24 protein-coding genes are annotated in these 22687 nt (G+C 69.6%); 17 read left to right on the plus strand and 7 right to left on the minus strand.

The window, feature by feature from the left end; genetic code table 11:
* Window positions 1-87: 87 nt before the first annotated feature.
* From tpiA to J8J14_RS13220, 15 genes are all read left to right on the plus strand, one after another.
* Entirely contained in the window at window positions 88-846 is a 759-nt protein-coding gene (gene tpiA, locus J8J14_RS13150; RefSeq protein ID WP_209379986.1) for a triose-phosphate isomerase, read from the plus strand.
* Between the two features lie 67 nt (window positions 847-913).
* Complete coding sequence (secG, locus tag J8J14_RS13155; protein WP_209379987.1) at window positions 914-1276, plus strand: preprotein translocase subunit SecG; 363 nt, start codon at window positions 914-916, stop codon at window positions 1274-1276.
* Window positions 1277-1381: 105 nt separating this feature from the next.
* Window positions 1382-3013, plus strand: coding sequence for a CTP synthase (locus J8J14_RS13160; protein WP_209379988.1), 1632 nt, complete (start codon window positions 1382-1384; stop codon window positions 3011-3013).
* Window positions 3010-3834 carry a 3-deoxy-8-phosphooctulonate synthase gene (gene kdsA / locus J8J14_RS13165; protein WP_209379989.1) on the plus strand — a complete coding sequence of 275 codons (825 nt, stop codon included), beginning with the start codon at window positions 3010-3012 and terminating at the stop codon, window positions 3832-3834. Before J8J14_RS13160 ends, kdsA begins: the two co-directional genes overlap by 4 nt.
* A gap of 127 nt (window positions 3835-3961) precedes the next feature.
* Window positions 3962-4564, plus strand: a complete 603-nt coding sequence (wrbA, locus tag J8J14_RS13170; RefSeq protein WP_209379990.1) for an NAD(P)H:quinone oxidoreductase — start codon at window positions 3962-3964, stop codon at window positions 4562-4564.
* A 110-nt stretch (window positions 4565-4674) separates the two neighbouring features.
* Window positions 4675-5958, plus strand: coding sequence for a phosphopyruvate hydratase (gene eno / locus J8J14_RS13175; protein WP_209379991.1), 1284 nt, complete (start codon window positions 4675-4677; stop codon window positions 5956-5958).
* A gap of 183 nt (window positions 5959-6141) precedes the next feature.
* Window positions 6142-6453, plus strand: a complete 312-nt coding sequence (locus J8J14_RS13180; RefSeq protein WP_342452443.1) for an FtsB family cell division protein — start codon at window positions 6142-6144, stop codon at window positions 6451-6453.
* A gap of 312 nt (window positions 6454-6765) precedes the next feature.
* Window positions 6766-7800, plus strand: coding sequence for a pyruvate dehydrogenase (acetyl-transferring) E1 component subunit alpha (pdhA, locus tag J8J14_RS13185; RefSeq protein WP_209379993.1), 1035 nt, complete (start codon window positions 6766-6768; stop codon window positions 7798-7800).
* Between the two features lies 1 nt (window position 7801).
* Entirely contained in the window at window positions 7802-9256 is a 1455-nt protein-coding gene (locus J8J14_RS13190; RefSeq protein WP_209379994.1) for a pyruvate dehydrogenase complex E1 component subunit beta, read from the plus strand.
* Window positions 9257-9268: 12 nt separating this feature from the next.
* The gene (locus tag J8J14_RS13195; RefSeq protein WP_209379995.1) at window positions 9269-10657 is read left to right on the plus strand and encodes a pyruvate dehydrogenase complex dihydrolipoamide acetyltransferase; all 1389 of its coding nucleotides are present in this window, start codon (window positions 9269-9271) and stop codon (window positions 10655-10657) included.
* A 10-nt stretch (window positions 10658-10667) separates the two neighbouring features.
* Window positions 10668-11156: a GNAT family N-acetyltransferase gene (locus J8J14_RS13200; RefSeq protein ID WP_209379996.1), complete on the plus strand. Its 489-nt coding sequence runs from the start codon at window positions 10668-10670 to the stop codon at window positions 11154-11156.
* A gap of 82 nt (window positions 11157-11238) precedes the next feature.
* Entirely contained in the window at window positions 11239-12633 is a 1395-nt protein-coding gene (gene lpdA / locus J8J14_RS13205; RefSeq protein WP_209379997.1) for a dihydrolipoyl dehydrogenase, read from the plus strand.
* A 68-nt stretch (window positions 12634-12701) separates the two neighbouring features.
* Complete coding sequence (gene lipA, locus J8J14_RS13210; protein ID WP_209379998.1) at window positions 12702-13784, plus strand: lipoyl synthase; 1083 nt, start codon at window positions 12702-12704, stop codon at window positions 13782-13784.
* A 10-nt stretch (window positions 13785-13794) separates the two neighbouring features.
* A complete protein-coding gene (locus tag J8J14_RS13215) occupies window positions 13795-14274 on the plus strand; it encodes a type II toxin-antitoxin system RatA family toxin (RefSeq protein ID WP_209379999.1) in 480 nt (159 codons plus the stop codon).
* 61 nt (window positions 14275-14335) lie between these two features.
* Window positions 14336-15400, plus strand: coding sequence for a threonine aldolase family protein (locus J8J14_RS13220; RefSeq protein ID WP_209380000.1), 1065 nt, complete (start codon window positions 14336-14338; stop codon window positions 15398-15400).
* On the opposite strand, the gene J8J14_RS13225 is transcribed toward J8J14_RS13220, so the two are convergent.
* The 6 genes from J8J14_RS13225 to J8J14_RS13250 all read right to left on the minus strand — a co-directional run bounded on the left by J8J14_RS13225 (window position 15375) and on the right by J8J14_RS13250 (window position 20263).
* Complete coding sequence (locus tag J8J14_RS13225) at window positions 15375-15899, minus strand: GNAT family N-acetyltransferase (RefSeq protein WP_209380001.1); 525 nt, start codon at window positions 15897-15899, stop codon at window positions 15375-15377. The genes J8J14_RS13220 and J8J14_RS13225 overlap by 26 nt on opposite strands.
* A gap of 192 nt (window positions 15900-16091) precedes the next feature.
* Window positions 16092-16598 (minus strand): CinA family protein, encoded by a 507-nt coding sequence (locus tag J8J14_RS13230; protein ID WP_209380002.1) that lies wholly within the window; start codon window positions 16596-16598, stop codon window positions 16092-16094.
* Window positions 16598-17038, minus strand: coding sequence for a phosphatidylglycerophosphatase A family protein (locus J8J14_RS13235; RefSeq protein ID WP_209380003.1), 441 nt, complete (start codon window positions 17036-17038; stop codon window positions 16598-16600). The genes J8J14_RS13230 and J8J14_RS13235 overlap by 1 nt, the downstream gene beginning before the upstream one ends.
* Window positions 17038-17883: an alpha/beta fold hydrolase gene (locus J8J14_RS13240; protein ID WP_209380004.1), complete on the minus strand. Its 846-nt coding sequence runs from the start codon at window positions 17881-17883 to the stop codon at window positions 17038-17040. Before J8J14_RS13240 ends, J8J14_RS13235 begins: the two co-directional genes overlap by 1 nt.
* On the minus strand, window positions 17880-19871 hold the full coding sequence (locus J8J14_RS13245; protein WP_245215743.1) for a lytic transglycosylase domain-containing protein: 1992 nt from the start codon (window positions 19869-19871) through the stop codon (window positions 17880-17882). Before J8J14_RS13245 ends, J8J14_RS13240 begins: the two co-directional genes overlap by 4 nt.
* Window positions 19872-19978: 107 nt before the next feature.
* The gene (locus J8J14_RS13250; protein WP_209380005.1) at window positions 19979-20263 is read right to left on the minus strand and encodes a hypothetical protein; all 285 of its coding nucleotides are present in this window, start codon (window positions 20261-20263) and stop codon (window positions 19979-19981) included.
* 180 nt (window positions 20264-20443) lie between these two features.
* Between J8J14_RS13250 and dapA the strand changes: the two genes are divergently transcribed.
* Both dapA and smpB read left to right on the plus strand, forming a co-directional pair.
* Entirely contained in the window at window positions 20444-21322 is an 879-nt protein-coding gene (gene dapA / locus J8J14_RS13255) for a 4-hydroxy-tetrahydrodipicolinate synthase (protein ID WP_209380006.1), read from the plus strand.
* Between the two features lie 16 nt (window positions 21323-21338).
* Window positions 21339-21824, plus strand: a complete 486-nt coding sequence (smpB, locus tag J8J14_RS13260; RefSeq protein ID WP_209380007.1) for an SsrA-binding protein SmpB — start codon at window positions 21339-21341, stop codon at window positions 21822-21824.
* 48 nt (window positions 21825-21872) lie between these two features.
* Here the strand turns inward: smpB and J8J14_RS13265 are convergent, their stop codons facing one another.
* Window positions 21873-22631 (minus strand): hypothetical protein, encoded by a 759-nt coding sequence (locus tag J8J14_RS13265; RefSeq protein ID WP_209380008.1) that lies wholly within the window; start codon window positions 22629-22631, stop codon window positions 21873-21875.
* Window positions 22632-22687: the final 56 nt, after the last annotated feature.

Consider the following 22687-nt stretch of genomic DNA (forward strand, 5'->3'; position numbering starts at 1 on the left):
CAGCCCGTAGCGCACCCGCGCCCCGTTGCCAAACCTTCGGCACACCGATACGCGCCAGGGATACCCGCCGTAACGCCAGGAGAGCCTATGACCCCCGGAGTCCGCCCCCTCATCGCCGGCAACTGGAAGATGAACGGCACGCTGCGCGAGGCCGCGGCCCTGGCCGAGGGCGTGCGCGCCGGGCTGGACCGCGTGACCGGGGCCGACCTTCTGCTCTGCCCGCCCTTCCTCCACCTGCATGTCGCGGCGGCTTCCATGGGCTGGAAGCCGGTGGGCATCGGCGGGCAGGACTGCTCGGCCGAGGCCAATGGCGCCCATACCGGCGATGTCTCGGCCGCCATGCTGGCCGATGCGGGCTGCGGCTACGTGATCCTGGGGCATTCCGAGCGCCGGGCCGACCATGGCGAGACGGATGGGCTGGTGCAGGCCAAGGCGCGGGCCGCCATCGAGGCCGGGCTGATCCCGATCGTCTGCGTGGGCGAAACCGAGGCGCAGCGTGACGCCGGGGAGGCGGAAGCGGTGGTCGCGGCGCAGCTGGCCGGTTCCCTGCCGCCGGATTTCGCCAGTGCCAGGGGCGTGGTGGCCTATGAGCCGGTCTGGGCCATCGGCACCGGCCGGACCCCGACCGAGGCCGATATCACGGCGATGCATGGCCGGATGAGGGCCGAGCTGGCGGCGCGCTTCCCGGGGCAGGGGGAGACCACGCGCCTTCTCTATGGCGGCTCGGTGAAGCCCTCCAACGCGCAGGCGATTCTTGCCCTGCCGAATGTGGACGGGGCCCTGGTGGGCGGCGCCAGCCTCAAGGCTGATGATTTCCTGGCCATCGGCGCGGCGGTTCCGGCCTGAAACCTCTCCACCCCGGCGGGGAAAGACCTTCCCCCCCGGGCCGTTACGGGTCTAGAAGCCGCCCATCATGACCACCGTCCTCCTCGTCCTGCACTTCTTCGTCGCCGCCGCCCTGATCGGGGTGGTGCTGCTGCAGCGCAGCGAGGGCGGCGGGCTGGGCATCGGCTCCTCCCAGGGCATGGGCAACTTCATGTCGGGGCGGGGCACGGCGAATCTGCTGACCCGGGCCACGGCGGTGCTGGCCACCATCTTCTTCGCCCTGGCCCTTGCGCTCGGGCTGATGAACCAGGGCACCGGCCGCCAGCGCTCCATCTTCGATTCGGCGGCGCCCTCTGCCCCCGGCGGCACGGCTCCGGCCGCGCCGGGCGGCCTGCCGGCGCTTCCGGCCGCGCCCGCCACCCCGGCGGCGCCCGCGGTTCCGACGAACTAGTTCCCTGTATCGGCAGCGGCACCCTTCAAGCGGGTGTCGCGCATGGCTTCATTGCGTCCGCGGCCTCTGGCCGCGGCGTTTCCTCGTTCGCTATAAGGGCCTCCCATGACGCGGTACGTATTCATCACCGGCGGCGTGGTCTCTTCCCTTGGAAAAGGCATTGCCGCCGCATCCCTTGCGGCGCTCCTGCAGGCGCGCGGCCACACGGTCCGTATGCGGAAGCTGGACCCCTATCTCAACGTCGATCCGGGCACGATGAGCCCGTATCAGCATGGCGAGGTCTTCGTGACCGATGACGGGGCGGAAACCGACCTCGACCTCGGCCATTACGAACGCTTCACCGGCGTGCATGCCAACCAGGCGGATGCCTGGACGACGGGGCGCATCTATTCCGACGTGATCGCGAAGGAGCGGCGCGGCGAATATCTCGGCGGCACCGTGCAGGTGATCCCGCACATCACCGATGCCATCAAGGCGGGCATCACCGCGGGGGTGGAGGATTACGACTTCTGCCTCGTGGAGGTCGGCGGCACGGTGGGCGACATCGAGAGCCTGCCCTTCCTTGAGGCGCTGCGGCAGCTTGCCAATGAGCTTGGCCCACGCAACTCGCTTTTCGTCCACCTGACCCTGGTGCCCTGGATCGCCTCGGCGGGCGAGCTGAAGACCAAGCCGACGCAGCATTCCGTGAAGGAGCTGCTGGGCCTGGGGATCCAGCCCCAGATCCTGCTCTGCCGCAGCGACCGGCCGATCCCCGAGAACGAGCGGCGCAAGATCGCCAATTTCTGCAATGTGCGGCCGGAGAGCGTCATCCCGGCGCTGGATGCGTCCAGCATCTATGCCGTGCCGCTTCAGTACCATGCCGAGGGGCTGGACCGCGAAGTGCTGCGCCACTTCGACATGTCGGTCTATGGCGAGCCGGATCTCTCGCGCTGGCAGCGGATCGTCGGCGCGCTGCAGCAGCCCGAGGGCGAGGTCACCATCGCCGTCGTCGGCAAGTACATGTCGCTGCTCGATGCCTACAAGTCGCTGGGCGAGGCGCTGACCCATGGCGGCATCGCGCACCATGTGAAGGTGAAGCTGGACTGGGTGGACAGCTCCATCTTCGAGGGCGACGGCGCGACGAAGCGGCTGGAGGGCGTGCACGGCATTCTCGTGCCCGGCGGCTTCGGCGAGCGCGGCTCGGAGGGCAAGATCCGCGCGGTGCAGTTCGCGCGCGAGCAGAAGGTGCCCTTCCTCGGCATCTGCTTCGGCATGCAGATGGCCGTGGTGGAGGCCGCGCGGAACCTGGCCGGCATGCCCGGTGCCTCCTCCACGGAGTTCGGCCCCTGCGAGGACCCTGTGGTCGGCCTGCTGACCGAGTGGAAGCGCGGCAACATGATCGAGAAGCGCAGCGAGGGCGGCGATCTCGGCGGCACCATGCGCCTGGGTTCCTATCCCTCGCTGCTGGCGGAGGAATCGCTGGTGCGCGAGATCTATGGCGGCCGCGCCGAGATCATGGAGCGCCATCGCCACCGCTACGAGGTGAACGTGAACTACCGCGAGAAGCTGGAGGCCACGGGCCTGCGCTTCTCCGGCATGTCGCCCGATGGCGTCCTGCCCGAGATCGTGGAGCGGCCTGACCATCCCTGGTTCCTGGGCGTGCAGTACCATCCGGAGCTGAAGTCCAAGCCCTTCGAGCCCCATCCGATCTTCGCCGGCTTCATCGGCGCGGCCGTGCGCCAGGCGCGGCTGGTATGAGCCGCGTCTCGATCGGCACGCTGGAGGTCGGCAACGACCTCCCGCTCGCCTTCATCTGCGGCCCCTGCCAGATCGAATCCCGCGCCCACGCGCTCGAATGCGCCGAGGCGATCGCCGCCATGGCGAAGGAAGCCGGCGTCGGCATGGTCTTCAAGTCCAGCTACGACAAGGCCAACCGCACCAGCGCGAATGCCGCGCGCGGCGTGGGGATGGAGGAGGGTCTTTCCATCCTGGCCGAGGTGCGGGAACGCACCGGCCTGCCCGTGCTGACCGATGTGCATGACGCCGCCCAATGCGCCCCCGTGGGCGAGGTTGTGGACTGCCTCCAGATCCCGGCCTTTCTTTGCCGCCAGACCGACCTGCTGCTGGCCGCGGGCCAGACGGGCAAGGCGGTGAACGTGAAGAAGGGCCAGTTCCTGGCACCCTGGGACATGGTGAACGTGGCCGCGAAGATCGCTTCCACGGGCAATGAGAAGATCCTGCTCTGCGACCGCGGGACCTCCTTCGGCTACAACACCCTTGTCTCCGACCTGCGCGGCCTGCCGATCATGGCCCGCACGGGCTATCCCGTGGTGTTCGACGCCACACATTCCGTGCAGCAGCCCGGGGGGCTGGGCGGCAGCAGCGGCGGGCAGCGGGAATTCGCACCCGTGCTCGCGCGCGCGGCGGTGGCGGTGGGGGTGGCGATGGTGTTCATCGAAACCCATCCCGACCCGGACAAGGCGCCGAGCGATGGCCCGAACATGATGCCGATCCGGGAGATGCCGGACCTGATCGCCCGGCTGAAGGCCTTCGACTCGCTCTCGAAGGGCGCTGCCTGACGCGATTGTCACCCGCTTCCGGTGAATGACCGTCATTTCCCTCATGCGTTGCCCGGCAGGGCTGCCCAGCCATAACTCCGGGCAACCCCGCCGCCGCGGCGGGCCGCTCATGAAGGATGTGTGACGAATGGCGAAGGTTCTTGTCCTCTACTATTCCAGCTACGGCCATATCGAGACCATGGCCCATGCAGTTGCCGAGGGCGCGCGCGGAGTGCCCGGCACCACGGCGGATGTGAAGCGCGTTCCGGAGCTGGTTCCGGAGGAGGTTGCGCGGAAGTCCCATTACAAGCTGGACCAGCCTGCCCCGGTGGCCACCGTGGACGAGCTGGTGAGCTACGACGCCATCATCATCGGCACGCCCACCCGCTACGGGAACATGGCGTCCCAGATGAAGAACTTCCTGGACCAGACCGGCGGGCTCTGGGCACGGGGCGCCTTCAACGGGAAGGTGGGTTCCTCCTTCACCTCCACCGCCAGCCTCCATGGCGGGCAGGAGAGCACGATCCTGGCCACCAACAACGTGCTCTACCACCTGGGCATGGTGATCGTGGGCCTGCCCTACTCCTATGCCCCGCTGCAGGACGTAACCAAGGTTCAGGGTGGCACGCCCTACGGCGCCAGCACCGTGGCGGGCGGGGATGGCAGCCTGAAGCCCACCCCGGACGACCTGGGCGCCGCCCGCTTCCAGGGCGAGCATGTGGCGCGGATCGCCGCCAAGCTCTTCGGCTGAGCGGGGCGGGGGAGGGGTATCGTTCCGCCCCTCCCTTGCCTGCCACCCCCGCCCGGCCCTATCCGCTTCCCGTCCCGGAGTGGCGGGACAAGGCCGGGAGAGAGCACCGAATGAGCGCCATCGCCGACATTGTTGCCCGCGAGGTTCTGGACAGCCGCGGCAACCCGACCGTGGAAGTGGAGGTGGTGCTGGACAGTGGCGCCATCGGCCGCGCCATCGTCCCCTCCGGCGCCTCCACCGGCGCGCATGAGGCCGTGGAGCTGCGGGACGGGGACAAGTCCCGTTACGGCGGCAAGGGCGTGCGCAAGGCCTGCGCGAATGTGGAGGGCGAGATCTTCGACGCCCTCTCCGGCCTGGACGCGACCGACCAGGTGAAAATCGACGAGACGATGATCGAGCTGGACGGCACCCCGAACAAGGGCCGGCTGGGCGCGAATGCGCTGCTCGCCGTCTCCCTGGCCACCTCCAAGGCAGCGGCGGAGCATTACGGCCTGCCGCTCTACCGCTATGTCGGCGGCACCTTCGCCCGCACCCTGCCCGTGCCGATGATGAACATCATCAATGGCGGGCAGCACGCGGACAATCCGATCGACATCCAGGAGTTCATGATCATGCCGGTGGCCGCCGGTACCATGGCGGATGCCGTGCGGATCGGGTCCGAGGTGTTCCAGGCGCTGAAGAAGAAGCTGCATGACGCCGGCCACGCCACCAATGTGGGCGACGAGGGCGGCTTCGCGCCGAACCTGAACAGCGCCGAGGAGGCGCTGGACTTCATCGCCCAGGCCTGTGAGGCCGCCGGCCACCGCGTGGGCGAAGACATCATGTTCGCCCTCGACTGCGCCTCGACCGAGTTCTTCAGGAACGGCACCTACGACATGGAGGGCGAGGGCAAGAAGCTCGACTCTGCCGGGATGGTGGATTACCTGGCCGCGCTTTGCGGCAAGTACCCGATCGTCTCCATCGAGGACGGCATGTCCGAGGATGACTGGGAGGGCTGGAAGCTTCTCACGGATCGCCTGGGCAAGACGGTGAACCTGGTTGGCGACGACCTCTTCGTCACCAACCCCGAGCGGCTGCGCCAGGGCATCGAGAAGGGCGTGGGCAACGCGATCCTGGTGAAGGTGAACCAGATCGGTACCCTGACCGAGACGCTGGAGGCGGTGGAGACCGCGCATCGCGCCGGCTACAAGGCGGTGATGTCCCACCGCTCCGGCGAATCGGAGGACGCGACCATCGCCGACCTCGCGGTGGCCACCAACTGCGGGCAGATCAAGACCGGCTCGCTCTCCCGCTCCGACCGCCTGGCCAAGTACAACCAGCTCATCCGCATCGAGCAGAATCTCGGCACGGCGGCGCGTTATGCCGGCCGCACCGTGCTTCCGCGCGGGCGCTGACATCAGTTGTTAATCTGCGCGCGCCGCGGGCGCGGCGCGCGCGCAACGTCCACAGCTATTTCCGCAACCCAGCCGCGAAACGCCTTGCGCCGCAGCGCAGCGACGATTTTACTCCCTCCCAGGGGATCATTCCGATCGGCCGTACGCTCTTCGGGGGAGGGGCAGTTGGCTTTCTTAAGGGGGGTGAAGCGCCGGCTGCAGGGCCTGGTGCTTCCAGTCATTTTCTTTGGCCTGTGCGCCTACTTTGCGCATCACGCCACGCATGGCTCTCGCGGGCTGCTGGCCCGCGACGCGCGCAATGCCGAGATCGTCGCAGCACGCATCGTGCTTGCGGAGGCCGAGGCGGAGCGTGACGCCATGGAACGCAAGGTGGCCGGCCTGCGTGCCGAGCACCTGGACCGCGACATGCTGGAGGAGCGCGCACGCGCCCTGCTGAACGTCGTGGCGAAAGACGAGATCATCATTCCCTATGCGCCGAACCGCCGCCTCTTCTGAGGCGGGGCGCAGGGACTTTGTACCGGAGGCGGCGTGGCGGGAGACCGCCGCGCCGTTTTCGTTCATGGGTGCCGAAGCCGGCGGGGTGTCCGGTCGTTAAGGGTAAAATCATCCGGGTCGGATGGCGGGCGGTACCTGCGCCGGCCCGTCGCTGCGCGCCACCAAGCATGTTAACCGTAAATTGGTTAATCGCCATGTTGCAATGCAACATCAAGCACTTAGGCGAGTCTTGTAACTTGCTCATCCCCTGGGGCGACCGTATCTGGCAAATCAAGGCCACCCCTCGGCCCACTGATACGCAGGAGCATCCCCATGGCCCTCGGGACGGATAACGCGGCGAAGCGCCGCAACGGACGCGGCAAGGACTCCCCCCCAGGCACCGGCCATAACCAGGACACGCTGGGCAAGGCCTACCGGGACATGCTCCTGATCCGCCGCTTCGAGGAGAAGGCGGGCCAGCTCTATGGCATGGGGCTCATCGGCGGCTTCTGCCACCTCTATATCGGGCAGGAAGCCGTCGTCGTCGGCATGCAGATGACGCTGGAGGAAGGTGACGAGGTCATCACCTCCTACCGCGACCACGGCCACATGCTGGCCTGCGGCATGGAAGCCCGCGGCGTGATGGCCGAGCTGACGGGCCGCATCGGCGGCTATTCCAAGGGCAAGGGCGGGAGCATGCACATGTTCTCGCGCGAGAAGGGCTTCTATGGAGGCCACGGCATCGTCGGCGCGCAGGTTTCCATCGGGATCGGCCTGGCCTTCGCCAACTGGTACCGCGAGGACGGCAAGGTCGCGCTGGCCTATTTCGGCGAAGGCGCCTCCAACCAGGGCCAGGTCTATGAAAGCTTCAATCTCGCCGCGCTGCTGAAGCTGCCCTGCGTCTTCATCATCGAGAACAATCGCTACGGCATGGGCACCTCGGTCGAGCGTGCCTCGGCCTCAAAGAACCTTTCGCAGAACGGTGCGCCCTGGGGCATCCCGGGCGAGCAGGTGAACGGCATGGATGTGCTCGCGGTGAAGGCCGCCGGCGAGCGTGCCGTGGCGCACTGCCGCGAGGGCAAGGGCCCGTATCTGCTGGAGATGCAGACCTACCGCTATCGTGGCCACTCCATGTCCGACCCCGCGAAGTACCGGACGCGGGAGGAGGTGCAGAAGATGCGCGACCAGAGCGACTGCATCGAACTGGTCCGCAAGATGCTGATCGAGGGCGGCACGAGCGAGGCCGAGCTGAAGGCCGTTGACGACGAGGTGAAGGCTATCGTGCAGGACAGCGCCGATTTCGCGCAGTCCAGCCCCGAGCCCGACGAATCCGAACTCTGGACCGACGTTCTGGTGGAGAGCCGCTGACATGGGCGCGACCATTCTGATGCCCGCCCTCTCTCCGACGATGACGGAGGGCAAGCTCAGCCGCTGGCTGAAGAAGGAAGGCGACACGGTGAAGTCCGGCGACGTGCTCGCCGAGATCGAGACCGACAAGGCCACCATGGAAGTGGAGGCCGTGGATGAGGGTACCATCACGAAGCTCCTCGTCCCCGAGGGGACCGAGGGCGTCCAGGTGAATGCCGCCATCGCCGAGCTGGACGGTGGGGATGGCAGCGCGGCGCCGGCCGGCGATGCCTCCACCCCGGCCGCGGAGCAGGGCGGCAAGGCCGCCACGCCGCAGCAGCCGGAATCCAACGCGACCCAGCATGGTGGCGATGTCGGCAAGGTCGCCAAGACGGCCGAGGATTACGGCGCGGTTTCCGCCCGTGGCGCGGAGCGCCGCGAGGGCGTTGCCGCCGAGCCGAAGTCCACGGCCCAGCCGGAAAAGGACTGGGGCGAGACCAAGCCCATCACGGTGCGCGAGGCGCTGCGCGACGCGATGGCGCTGGAGATGCGGGCCGACAAGGACGTGTTCCTGATGGGCGAGGAAGTCGCCCAGTACCAGGGCGCCTACAAGATCTCGCAGGGCCTGCTGGACGAGTTCGGCCCGAAGCGCGTGCTCGACATGCCGATCACCGAACACGGCTTCACCGGCATGGCGGTGGGCGCGGCGCTGACCGGCCTGAGGCCGATCGTCGAGTTCATGACCTTCAACTTCTCGATGCAGGCCATCGACCACATCATCAACTCGGCGGCGAAGACGCTCTACATGTCCGGCGGCCAGCTGGGCTGCCCGATCGTCTTCCGCGGGCCGAACGGCGCGGCGGCCCGCGTGGCGGCGCAGCACAGCCAGGACTACACCTCCTGGTACGCGCATGTGCCGGGGCTGAAGGTGATTGCGCCCTGGTCTGCGGCGGATGCGAAGGGCCTGCTGCGGGCCGCCATCCGCGATCCGAACCCGATCATCTTCCTCGAGAACGAGATCCTCTACGGGCAGACCTTCGACTGCCCGGTTTCGGATGATTTCGTCCTGCCGATCGGCAAGGCGAAGGTGGAGCGCGAGGGCACGGACGTCACCATCGTCTCCTATTCCATCATGGTGGGCATGGCGATGCAGGCGGCCGAGGAGCTGCAGAAGGCCGGCATCTCGGCCGAGGTGATCAACCTCCGCACCATCCGCCCGCTGGATATCGACACGGTGCTCGCCTCGGTCCGCAAGACCAACCGCCTCGTCACGCTGGAGGAGGGCTGGGCCTTCGCCAATATCGGGGGCGAGGTGGCGATGCAGGTCATCGAAGGCGCCTTCGACTACCTCGACGCGCCGCCCGTGCGCGTGGCCGGCGCCGACGTGCCGATGCCCTATGCCGCCAACCTCGAGAAGCTCGCGCTGCCCACGGTGGCGCAGGTGGTCGAGGCGGTGCGCAAAGTCACCTACAAGTAAGGGGCGGGTTCCATGGCCACCAACATCCTGATGCCCGCCCTGTCCCCGACCATGACGGAGGGGACGCTCGCCCGCTGGCTCAAGAAGGAGGGCGAAACGGTCAAGTCCGGCGATGTCATCGCCGAGATCGAGACGGACAAGGCCACGATGGAGTTCGAGGCCGTGGATGAGGGCATCCTCGGCAAGATCCTGGTCCCGGACGGCACCGAGGGCGTGAAGGTCAACCAGCCCATCGGAATCATGGTGGATGAGGGCGAGGCCGTGCCCTCCGGCGATGGCGCGGGGAGCGCGCCGACGGCCGGGGAGAAGGGGCCTGCCCCGTCACCCTCGGGCAGCCCGGCGCTTGAGGCCGTGCAGGCCTCTGGCGGCAAGGTGGCAGGCGCGGCCGAGCAGCCGGTTTCCGCACCGGCGCCCGCGGCGCAGGCTCCGGCCGCGGCACCATCGCCGGGCGGGCAGGGGGGGCGGATCTTCGCCTCGCCGCTCGCCCGCCGCATGGCGGAGCAGGCCGGCATTGACCTGGGCGGGGTGAAGGGCTCCGGCCCGAACGGGCGCATCGTGAAGTCGGACATCGAGGCGGCCCAGTCTTCCGGTGCTTCCTCGCCGAAGACGGCCGCGGCGCCCCAGGCCAAGCCGGCCCCGGCCCAACCCGCGGCGGCCCCGGCACCGGCCGCGGCGCCCAAGGCCCCGGCTCCGGTGATCACGGCGCCGCACAAGCTCGTGCCGCATTCCTCCATGCGGAAGGTCATCGCCCGCCGCCTTTCCGAGGCGAAGCAGACCATCCCGCATTTCTACGTCTCCATCGACGTGGAGCTGGATGCGCTGATGAAGCTTCGCGCGGACCTGAATGCGCGCTCCCCGAAGGAGGGCGCGGGCGCCTACAAGCTTTCGGTGAACGACCTCGTCATCAAGGCCGCCGCCGCCACGCTGCGGAAGCTGCCCCAGACCAACTCCTCCTGGACCGACGAGGGAATGGTCATCTACGACGATGTCGATATCAGCATCGCCGTCTCCATCCCCGACGGGCTGATCACCCCGATCATCCGCAAGGCCGACCAGAAGGGCCTGGCCACCATCTCCAGCGAGATGAAGGACCTGGCCGCCCGCGCGAAGTCCGGGAAGCTGAAGCCCGAGGAGTTCCAGGGCGGCGGCTTCTCCATCTCGAACATGGGCATGTTCGGGGTGAAGGAGTTCTCGGCCATCATCAACCCGCCCCAGGCCGGCATCCTGGCGGTTTCGGCGGGCGAGAAGCGGCCGGTGGTGAAGGGCGACCAGATCGCCATCGCGACGGTGATGACCGTGACCCTCTCGGTCGATCACCGCGTGATCGACGGCGCCCTGGCGGCGGAATGGGTTTCGACCTTCAAGTCGATCGTCGAGGACCCGCTGAGCCTGATGCTCTGAGGCCCAGCCCGTGACGGACGCCGCCCCGTTCACACTGCGCGACGCCACCCCGGCCGACCTGCCGGAGGTGGTGCGCCTGGTCCGCGAGCTGGCGGATTACGAGAAGCTGCTGCATGAGGCGGTGGGCACGGTGGAAGACTTCCGCGCCCTCCTCTTCGGCGAAAAGCCGCTGCTGCACGCGGTGCTGGCGGAGCTGGACGGGCGGGTGGTGGGCCAGGCGCTCTGGTTCAACAATGTCAGCACCTTCACGGGCAAGCCGGGCATCTACCTCGAGGACATCTTCGTGGAGCCGACTTCCCGCGGCCTGGGCATCGGTACGGCATTCTTCCGCTACCTGGCCCAGAGGGCCGTGCGGGAGGGCTGGACGCGGCTGGACTGGCAGGTGCTGGACTGGAACGACCCCTCCATCGCCTTCTACCGGAGCCTCGGGGCCCAGTCCGGCAACCAATGGATCAACCAGCGCCTGAGCGGCGAGGCGCTGCGGCGCCTCGCGGCCTGAGCGAGGGCGAGCGGCTGGCGGCCCACCGGCCGCGCCGAGGCAACATCATGCGGCGCCCCGCGCCGCGACGGAGGAGGCCGGCATGGCCGATCAGTTCGACCTGGTGGTGGTGGGCGGCGGGCCCGGCGGCTATGTGGCCGCGATCCGGGCTTCGCAGCTCAAGATGAAGGTCGCGCTGGTGGAGCGCGAAAACCTCGGGGGCATCTGCCTGAACTGGGGCTGCATCCCCACCAAGGCGCTGCTGCGGGCCAGCGAGATCAACCATCTCCTGCACAGCCTCGATGCCTATGGCTTCGCGGCGGACAATATCCGCTTCGATTTCCAGAAGGTGGTGAAGCGCTCCCGCGCCGTGGCGGGCCAGCTCTCTTCCGGCGTGAAGGGGCTGATGAAGAAGAACAAGGTCACCGTCTATGACGGTCACGCGAAGCTGGCCGGGCAGGGCAAGCTCTCCGTCCTCAAGGACGGAAAGGCGGTGGCGGAGCTCCAGGCCAAGAACATCATCCTCGCCACCGGCGCCCGCGCTCGCGTGCTGCCGGGGATGGAGCCGGATGGGAAGCTGATCTGGTCCTATCGCGAGGCGCTGGTGCCGGATGCCATGCCGAAGTCGCTGATCGTGATCGGGTCGGGCGCCATCGGCAGCGAGTTCGCCAGCTTCTACCTGAATATGGGCGCCCAGGTGACGCTCATCGAGGTGATGGACCGCATCCTGCCTGTGGAGGACGCGGAGATCAGCGCCTTCGTGCAGAAGTCCTTCGCGAAGCAGAAGATGAACCTCCTCACCTCGGCCAAGATCGGCACGGTGAAGAAGAACGCGGACAGCGTGACGGTGACGGTCGAGGCCGGCGGCAAGACCCAGGAGATCACCGCGGACCGGCTGATCTCGGCGGTGGGCATCGTCGGCAATGTCGAGGATCTCGGCCTGGAGAGCACCAAGGTGAAGGTCGAGCGGACCCATATCGTCATCGACGAGATGTGCCGCACCGGCGAGCCCGGGCTCTACGCCATCGGCGACGTGGCCGGCGCGCCCTGGCTCGCCCACAAGGCGTCGCATGAGGCGATCATCTGCGTGGAGCATATCGCAGGACTGGACCCGCATCCGCTGGAGGCGCTGAACATCCCGGGCTGCACCTATTGCCGCCCGCAGGTGGCCAGCGTCGGCCTGACCGAGGCCAAGGCGAAGGAGGCGGGCCACGAGGTCCGCGTCGGCCGCTTCCCCTTCATCGGCAACGGCAAGGCCATCGCCCTCGGCGAGCCCGAGGGGCTGGTGAAGACGGTGTTCGATGCGAAGACCGGGGAGTTGCTGGGCGCCCATATGGTCGGTCCCGAGGTGACGGAGATGATCCAGGGCTACACCGTCGCCCGGACGCTGGAGACCACCGAGGCCGAGCTGATGCACACGGTCTTCCCGCATCCCACCGTCTCCGAGACGATGCACGAGGCCGTGCTTGATGCATTCGGCCGGGTCATCCACATCTAGGGGCAAGACCCGCACCACCCCTGTCGCCGCGCCGCCCTGAAGCGGGGCGCGGCCGAAGGAAGAAGCCCATGGCCACCCGAATCCTGGTGGATCACCGCGCAGGCGGCGCCCAGGCTGCCTCCGCGCCTCCTGCCGCCGCACCCTCGGCCGAGGTGCCGGCCGGTCTGCCCGACCATATCGCCCGGATCGTGCCCAGCACCGCGGCCACGCCGCTCCGTCATCCGGAGAAGGCGAACCGGCCGGACAACCCCATCAAGCGCAAGCCGGACTGGATCCGGGTCAAGGCCCCGAACCACCCGACCTATCACGAGACCCGCAATCTCATGCGGGACAACAAGCTCGTGACGGTCTGCGAGGAAGCGGCCTGCCCCAATATCGGGGAATGCTGGTCCCAGCGCCACGCGACCATGATGATCATGGGCGGGATCTGCACGCGGGCCTGCTCCTTCTGCAACATCACCACCGGTATGCCCCACGCCCTGGATGCGGATGAGCCGCGCCGGGTGGCCGATGCCGTGGCCAAGCTCGGCCTGCGCCATGTGGTCATCACCTCGGTGGACCGGGACGACCTGCGGGATGGGGGGGCGGAGCATTTCGCCCGCACCATCGCCGCCATCCGCCAGGACGCCCCCGGCACCACCATCGAGATCCTCACCCCGGATTTCCTCCGCAAGGAGGGGGCGCTGGAGGTGGTGGTCGCGGCGCGGCCGGATGTGTTCAACCACAATCTCGAGACCGTGCCGCGCCTCTACCCGTCCATCCGCCCGGGCGCGCGTTATTACCACTCCCTGCGCCTGCTGGATCAGGTGAAGCGGCTGGATCCCGGCATCTTCACCAAGTCCGGCGTCATGGTGGGCCTGGGCGAATCCCGCTCCGAGGTGCTGCAGGTAATGGACGACATGCGCTCGGCCGAGATCGATTTCCTCACCATCGGCCAATATCTCCAGCCGACCGTGAAGCATGCCGCGGTGGACCGCTTCGTTGAGCCCACGGAGTTCGAGGATTATGCCCGCATGGCGCGGGCCAAGGGGTTCCTGCTGGTCTCGGCCACGCCGCTGACCCGGTCCTCCTACCATGCGGACCGGGATTTCGCGGAGTTGCGCGCCGCCCGGGAAGCCGCGCTGGGCCGACGCGCCCCTTCGGCCGCCTGAGGACCGCGGAATGCCCACCCATGCGGAAAAGAGGCGGCTTCCCTACACGCCGGAGCAGATGTTCGACCTGGTGGCGGATGTGCGCCGCTACCCGGAGTTCCTGCCCTGGTGCGTCGGTGCCCGCGTGATCTCCCAGAACGAGAACGAGCTGATCGCGGACCTGACCATCGGTTTCAAGATGTTCCGGGAGACCTTCCGCAGCCGCGTGACGCTGGAGCGGCCGGACCACGTGCATGTGGAATACCTCACCGGCCCCTTCCGCTACCTGAACAACCACTGGCGCTTCCACCCCATGCCGGGCGGCACGGAGGTGGATTTCTTCGTCGACTTCGAATTCAAGTCCCGCCTGCTCCAGGCCGTGATCGGCACCGTGTTCAACGAGGCCGTGCGCCTGATGGTCCGCGCCTTCGAGCGGCGGGCCATGGTGCTTTACGGGCGGGAAAGGCTGAATGGCGGGCTGACCGCGCGGCCGAGCACCGGCCAGGGCTGACCCCCTGGCCGCCGGGGCTGGCCCCTGGCAGAACCTCCGCGCATCGCTGCGGAGAAGCCACATGGTCCATGCCCCCGAACGCCCGGCGCCGAACGCGCCGCCCATCCGCATCAACCTCTACTCCGACACGCAGACCCGCCCGAGCGCGGCGATGAAGGCCGCCATGATGGAGGCCGAGGTCGGGGACGAGCAGCACGGGGACGACCCGACCGTGCATCTGCTCTGCGACCGGATGGCAGCGCTGCTGGGCAAGGAGGCGGCGATGTTCCTGCCCTCCGGCACCATGTGCAACGTGGTCGCCATCAACACCCATTGCCGCCCGGGCGACGAGGTGCTGGCGCATGAGAGCGCCCATATCCTGAGCAGCGAGGGAGGCAGCCACGCCGCCATCGCGGGCGTGCAGATCCACCCGCTGCGCGGTCCGCGCGGCATGTTCGATGCCGACACGCTGCGGGCGGCCATTCGCGGGCGCGGCCGCTATTCCCCGCCCCAGACCGTGCTGGAGATCGAGCAGACCGCCAATATCGGCGGCGGCGCGGTCTGGCCGGTGGAAACACTGAACGAGCTGACAGGCATCGCGCGGGAGCAGGGCTGGACGACCCATATGGACGGCGCGCGGCTGATGAATGCCTGCGTCGCCGCCGGCGTGCCCGCCACCGAGATGTGCGCGGGCTTCGATACGGTGTGGCTGGATTTCACCAAGGGGCTGGGCGCGCCCCTGGGCGCCGTGCTCGCCGGGTCCAGCGAGTTCATCGGGCAGGCCTGGCGATGGAAGCAGCGCCTCGGCGGTTCCATGCGCCAGGCCGGCATCTGCGCCGCCGCCTGCCTCTATGCGCTGGACCACAACATCGACCGCTTGGCGGAGGATCACGCCAATGCCCGGGCGCTTGCCGCGGGCCTCAGCCAGATCCCCGGGATGGTGGTCCAGGAGCCGGACACGAACCTGGTCTATTTCGACCCGGCCGGGGCAGGAATGGACGCCAGCGGGATGCAGGCGGCGCTGCGCGCCGAGGGTATCGCGGTCAGTGCGCTGGGTGGGCGCCTGCGCGCCTGCACCCATCTCGATGTCGATGCCGCGATGATCGGGGACGCGCTCGGCGCTATTCGCCGGCTGCTGCGCGCCTGAGGCCGGCGGGCGTGGTGTCCTCGCCGAGCAATCCGCCGAGGGCGCCGCGCTCGATCCGGTAGTAGGTCCGGCCGATCACGCGGCCGCCCGCGCTGTCATAGAGCCGGCGAGCCGGCATGTTCTGCGCGTCGGTCGTCCAGTCCAGGGCGCAGAAGCCACCATCGCGCACGAGTCGCGCCGCCTCGCTCACCAGGGCCCGCCCGGTTCCCCGCCGGCGTGCCCGCGCGGAGACGAAGAGATCACGGATGTAGAGGGAGCTCCGCAGCTCCGCGGCCGGGATCATCACGTTGAGCACGCAGGACCCGATGGCCACGTCCTCCTCGATCGCGAGCAGCGTGCGGGGGTTGAAGCCCTCCGGCGGCAAGGAGCAGAGCAGGCGCGCCGTCTCCAGCGCCTCCGCATCCGACACCGGCGCGCCATAATGGGCCTGCATCTCGCCAAGGAGGGCCGCGAGACCCTCGGTATCAGAGTGGCCGGCGGGCCGGACGAAAACATTCATGCCAGGTGCGTCCGGGGGGCGAGTGCGCGCTTGCACCCCTGTTTCGCCCTGTGGCACAAGTTCATTATCCATCTCCAACGATCTGCCGCCCCGGAATCCGCTGCGATGCGCCAAGGTCTTCCGGCGCAACCATAGCGGAGCCTTGCTGGGATGAATGCAACACCTGCCGACAAATGCGCCACACCCCGCGCATCATTGATCGCGGCTGTCGGATTCGGCCAGCCGCATGACCGCCTGAAGCGCCGCGGCCACGGTTTCCGCTCGCACCTCTGAACGGTCTCCCGGAAAGACATGCCGGCTGACCTCGGTCGTGCCGTTCCGGCGCGCCACGCCGATATAGACGAGGCCGACCGGCTTCTCCGCGCTGCCGCCTCCTGGCCCGGCGATTCCGGTGACGGCGACGGCGATGTCCGCCCCGGTCGCCGGAAGCGTGCCGAGCGCCATCTGCCGGGCACAGGGTTCGGAAACCGCCCCTGCCTCCGAGAGGATGTCGTCGGGCACGCCGAGGAGCCGGGTCTTCATCGCGTTCGAGTAGGTGACCAGCCCGCCCAGCACGACATCCGAGGAGCCGGGAATGGCGGTCAGCGCGCCGGCGATCAGCCCGCCCGTACAGGATTCGGCCGTGGCCAAGGTCAGGCCCCGATCGCGCAGCAGGACCAGCAACGCCGCGGCGGAGTCGAGCGTGGAGGAGGGAAGCATCAGTGCGGCAACCCCAATGCGCGCGGCAGCAGCAGGGCCGCGCCGGCCAGCAGCCCGGCCAGGATGTCGTCCAGCATCACGCTCAGCGTCCCTCCCATCCGGTCCGCCCAGCCGACAGGACCGGGCTTGACGATATCAACGGCGCGGAACAGCGCAAAAGCCGCCAGGATCCACCAGCCCGAGGCATCCACCGGCAGGGCGGCGAGCGCCAGGCATTGCCCGGCTCCTTCATCCGCCACCACCCAGGAAGGATCCCGTTGCGCGGCGGGAAGGCGCGACACGGCCCAGAGGCCGGCCAGGGAAAAGCCGATGCCGAAGGCAAGGCACCAGCCCGGACCGAGCAGCGCGACTGGCAGCACGAGGGCAGAGGCCCATGTGCCCGGCGCCGGGCGCAGGAAGCCAACGCCGCACAGGCTCGCGACCATCATCGGCAGGCGCATCAGGGAATGCGGTCCAGGAAGTCATCCACGGGCTGCACCAGTTCCGGTTCTTCCAGCGTGGGCGCGTGCCCGGCGCCGGGAAGGGTGACGAGCTCCAGGTCCGGCTTCTCCCGCACCATGGTCCGCACCGTCGCGGCCGAGAGGAACTCGCTCGCCTCCGCCCAGATCAGCATGACCGGGATGGGGCGCAGGCCCCGGAAGGCCGGGCCGAGATCGGGGGCGCCGCCCCCGGCCTCCATCGCCTGCTGGATGCGCGTGTCCCAGCGCGGATGCAGCAGCCCATCCTCGCCCGGCTTGTAGGTAAGGGCGGCGAAGCGTCGCCAGGCCTCATCATCGGGAAGGGGAACGCGCGGCATGATGGTGCGGAGATAGGCAACGGCATCATCGATGCTGCGGAAGCCCGGATCATACCCCGCGAAGCCGCCCACCAGCTCAAGCCCGCGCGGATCGATTTCGGGGCCGATGTCGTTCAGCACCGCCGCCCGCAGCAGGGTGGGCCGCAGGACGGACAGCACCATCGTCATCAGCCCCCCGAAGGAGGTGCCGACCACCACGGCGCGCGGCAGGTGCAGCGCCGCGCAGGCATCCAGTATGTCCCCCGCCGCGCGTTCGGGGCGGTAGCGGGAGAGGTCGGCCGCGCGCCCGCTCTCGCCATGGCCCATGTAGTCCAGCGCCACCACGCGCCGGCGGCCGGCATGGCGGCGCGCGAACAGCTCGAAATCCCGCGCGGTGCGGCAGATTCCCGGAAGACAGAGAAGGGGCGTGCGATGCTCGTCCCCAGGCCAGTCCAGCGCATGCAGCGCCAGCCCGTCCCGGGCCGTCACCCGGCGGGTGGCGGGCGTCACGGGCCGGCCATCCAGGGCTTCAGCGGATGGGGCTGGCCGGCTGTCCCGGCCTCCCTCGCCCGGTAGACCACCGCGTTCTCCACCACGCGCTGCACGTAGTTGCGCGTCTCTGAGAAGGGGATCATCTCGATCCAGTCGATCACGTCCACCCCGCCTTCGCCGGGCATGCCATAGGTGCCCAGCCATTCCCGGACCCGCCCCGGGCCGGCGTTGTAAGCGGCGGCGGCCAGGGCGAGGTTGCCTTCGAAGCGCGCCATCTGGTCGGCCAGGTATTGCGAGCCGAGCCGCATGTTGTGGACGGGGTCGCTGGTCAGCCAGCCCGTCTGGTGCGGGATGCCCAGCTTCCGCGCCACCGCCGCGGCCGTCGCGGGCAGAAGCTGCATCAGCCCCCGCGCATTGGCCGAGGACACGGCCTCGGTGTCGAAGTTGCTCTCCTGCCGCGCGATCGCATTCACCAGCGCCGGCTCCAGCACGGCGGAGGGGGTGGCGTAGGGGGTAGGCCAGCCCTCCGGCAGCAGCATCACCCCGTCCGCGCCGGCGCGCCGGGCGATCCACACGGCGTGATCGGGCCGCCCCAGGCTCATGCCCAGCTGCGCGATCAGCACGCGGTCCGCAGGATCGGCCGCCAGCTCCTCCATGCGAAGCAGGAAGAGGCGTGCGCGGCGGTGGTCCCCGAGATCGGCGAGTGCCGCCGCCGCCGACGCCAGCTCCCGCCCGAGGAAGAGCCGCCGGGCCTCCTCCGTGGGCTGGGGCGGCGCGATGGCGCGGATCCGGGCGGAGAGCTGCGCCTCGTCCTCTCCCAGCGCGAGGGCGGCGAGCTGCCCGTAGAACGCCGTGCCGAGCTGGGCGGCTTCACCGAAGCGGCCCCGGGCGCGGGCGGGGTCGCTCGCCGCCAGCGCCCGGCCTTCCCAATAGGCGGAGCGGGCGCGGGTGATCACGCTGGCACTGTTTTCGCCGAGCGTGACGAAGTGGCGGGCCGCCAGGGCCGGCTCGTTCAGCCGCCGCAGGGCGATCCAGCCCGCGAGGAACTCGGCGTCCAGCCTTCCCTCTCCCTCGGCCTGGCCGTGCTGGGAGGCGACCTGGTACGCAGGCCGGTCCTGCCCGAGCCGGACCAGCTTGCGCGCGAGGACATGCCGTTCGTTCCAGATGGCCTTCGCCGCTTCAGGCGGCAGGTCGCGCTGCAACGGGGCGGCGGCGGCCCAGGCGGCAGCGGCCTCGGCATCCCGGTCCTGCCGCCGCAGCACCCGGGCGCTGGCGGCCAGCAGGCCGAGATCATCCCCCGCCGTTACGGGCGCCGCCCGCTCCGTGGCGATCGCGAGCCGCGCATCGGCCAGGCCGCGCCGCCCGGGATCGACCCAGGCGGCGGCCCGCGCAGCGTCCCCGAGGTCGCGGGACAGGAAGAACCGGTCGAAGCGCCGCCAGCGGTCCTCCGGCGTGAGGATGGCCGCGTGACGCTCGGCGAAGGCGGTCTCCACGCCGGCATCCTCCAACCCACCCGCCCAGGCGGTGCGGATCACCTCACGCGCGCGGGTGTCGTCGCCCGAGCGCGCCAGAGCATCCGCGTAGCGTTGCGCGCCCCCGAGGGTCAGGGGCGGGTTGCGGCGGAAATGAGCCAGGGCGAGGGCGTCGTCGGGATCGGCGGCCAGCGCGTCTTCGACCCGCCGGTTCATCGTCTGGGGCAGGGGCCAGTCGGGATTGGCCGCCACCCAGGCGACCAGCTCCCCCGGAGTGGCCTGCCCGCGCTGCAACAGCCGCAGCCAGGCAGTGATCTTCCGCACCACGGGGTCCGCCTGTGCCGCGGTTTCGGCAGCGGCGGCATGGCGGGACCCGTTGGCGAGCCCCAGCGCAGCGCGCCCGGCGGCACGCTGCGCCTCGCTCGCCCAGGGCTGGGCCTGGGCGGAAGGCAGCGATGTGGCAGCAAGCCCGAACCCGAGCAGCAGCGCGAGCCGCGGCACGGCGCGGGGGCGGCGAGGGGCCATCAGGGGCATGGGCAGGTTCCGGCGGTGGCGGCGCAAACTCGGGCGCCGCTGCCGCGCTGGCAAGACCCACGATGCGTCAGCCCCGGATGCATCGGCCCTGGTGGCAGGCCGCCCGTTCAGTCGTCGTCATCGTCCCGCTCGCGGCCCCTCCGGGGCAGCAGGCCGCGCCGGCGCCGGTCATCGTCGTCGTCGTCGCCACGGCGGGTGGTGCGGTAGCCGCGCCGGTCATCCTCATCGTCGTCACCGTCGCGGCGCCGGGCACCGAGGGGGCTCAGCCGGCGGCGGCCGCGATCATCATCGTCGTCGTCATCCGCCCGGGCAGGGGCGGGCGCGATAGCGGGGGCGACAGCGAGGGCGAGGCCAAGGAGGGCGAGGCCGCGGCGGGTCGTCTCGTCGTTCATGCTGTTCCTCATGCGTCGGGATGGCGGGTCCGGATGGCTCCAGCGGGTGAAAACCGCCCTGTTTCGGCCCCAGGAGGGCTGCGCCCTTGTTCCGGCCCGGCGTGGCGCGTAATCCGGTCCGGCTGGCGCGACGGGCGCCGGCATCCCATATCCGCCTCCCGCCCGCAGGAAACGCCCCGCATGTTCAAGGGTTCGCTCGTCGCCCTCATCACGCCGATGGCCCAGGACGGCCGGCTGGACGAGCGCGCCTTCCAGGAGCTAGTGGAATGGCAGATCGCCGAAGGCACCCAGGGCCTGATCCCCGTCGGCACCACCGGCGAAAGCCCGACGCTCTCGCATGAGGAGCACCAGCGCGTGGTGGAACTCTGCGTGGAGGCCGCGGCGGGGCGCGTGCCCGTGATCGCCGGGGCCGGCTCCAACAGCACGGCCGAGGCGGTGGCGCTGACCCGCCATGCGAAGCAGGCCGGCGCGGATGGGGTGCTGGTCGTGACCCCCTATTACAACAAGCCCACCCAGGAGGGCATGTACCTGCACTTCAAGGCGGTGGCGGATGCCGCGGACATTCCCGTGGTCATTTACAACATCCCCCCGCGCAGCGTGATCGACATGAGCGTCGAGACCATGGCGCGGCTGGCGCGGCACCCGAACATCGTGGGCGTGAAGGACGCGACGGCGAACCTCACCCGCCCGCTGCACACCCGCGCCGCCTGCGGCCCGGATTTCTGCCAGCTCTCGGGCGAGGACCATACGGCGCTCGCCTTCCTGGCCGTCGGCGGGGCGGGCTGCATCAGCGTGACCGCCAACATCGCCCCGCGCCAGTGCCGGGACATGCATGATGCCTGGGCCGATGGACGTGTGCAGGATGCCATGGCCATCCAGGACCGGCTGCTGCCGGTGCATGACGCCATGTTCTGTGAAACCTCCCCGGGCCCGGTGAAGTTTGCCGCGAGCCTGCTCGGCAAGGGCAGCGAATTCTGCCGCCTGCCCATGGCCCCGATCGCCCAGTCCTCGAAGGACCGCGTGCGCGCCGCCCTGACGGGCGCGGGGCTGCTGAACTGACCCCAAGACGGAAACGATGGCCGAACCCCGCAAGAAAGCCCTGATCAGCCACGGCGTCGCCGCGCAGAACCGCAAGGCCCGCTTCGACTACAAGATCAACGAGACCTATGAGGCCGGGATCGTCCTCGTCGGCCCGGAGGTGAAGAGCCTCCGCGCCGGGCGCGCGACCCTGACCGAGGCCTGGGCGGGCGAGCGGGACGGGGAGATGTGGATCTTCAACCTCTACATCCCCGAATGGCAGGCCGGGTCGGTGGTGGCGAAGTTCGAGCCGCGCCGGCCGCGCAAGCTGCTGCTCCACAAGAACCAGGTCGCCACCCTGGCCGGCGCCGTCTCGCGCGAGGGCGCGACGCTGGTGCCGCTGGACATCCATTTCAACGATCGCGGCGTGGCCAAGCTCACCCTCGGATTGGCCGAGGGCAAGTCGAAGGCGGATAAGCGCCAAGCCATCGCCGAGCGCGACTGGAAGCGGGACAAGGCGCGGGTGATGCGCGACCGGGGCTAGCGCGCCTCAATCGCCCCCCTGGTCGCCCGCCCCAATCGCCCGCAGCTATCAGGCTGGCGCCACCACGCAGGCCAGCGGCTCCAGCCCCTCGATCTCCCCGAGATAGCGTGCGCCGCCTGCGGGGATGGCCGGCATTCCTGTCAGGCTGCCCAGCGTCACCACCTCCCCGGCGCCTATGCCGCGGCCCTCGCGGCGGATGCGGCCGAGCCATTCCTCCAGGAGGGGCCGCAGCGGGGCGGCCACATGCGGGCCCTCGCGCGTGGCGATCACCACGCCATCCTGGGACAGGCGGACGGGGGGCGGGGCGTCGAGCATGTCCAGCGACCAGGGTGCCCGGCTTGTCCGGATGACAGCGCCATGATTGCCCAGGCACTCGGCGATCCGGTCCAGCGGCCCGGTTTCCAGATCCGGCTCAAAGCGCGGCTGCACGAGTTCGAGGAGCACTGCGAGCCGCGCGAGGCGGGGCAGGGACTCCACGGTCAGCGCGGCGGCCCCGGCGGGCGCCATGGCTCCGGGGAAGGAGAGGGCAAGCTCCAGCTCGATGAAGCGCACCGGCGGCATGGGGATGGGCTGCTCGCCCGGCTCCACGAGGATTCGGGAGTCAGGGATCGGGGCGGAGAACAGGTGCTCGCCCTGCCGGCCCAGCTTCCAGCCGCCGGGGCTCTCGCCCAGGGCATGGAAGGTCGCGTTCTGTATGGCCTCCGCCTCGGCCAGCGACGCGGGGCGGAGGGCCGGGTCGAGCTCCGCCAGCGGTGGCCCGCCACGGGCCCGGGCGAGGCGTTCCGCGGCGGCGCTGATCTTGTCCAAGGCAATGCTCCGAATGGGACGGGGCCGCAGGAGGCCCGCGATCCGGCCGCCCGGCA

This window comes from Pararoseomonas baculiformis, from assembly GCF_017813395.1.
Taxonomy (GTDB): Bacteria; Pseudomonadota; Alphaproteobacteria; order Acetobacterales; family Acetobacteraceae; genus Roseomonas; species Roseomonas baculiformis.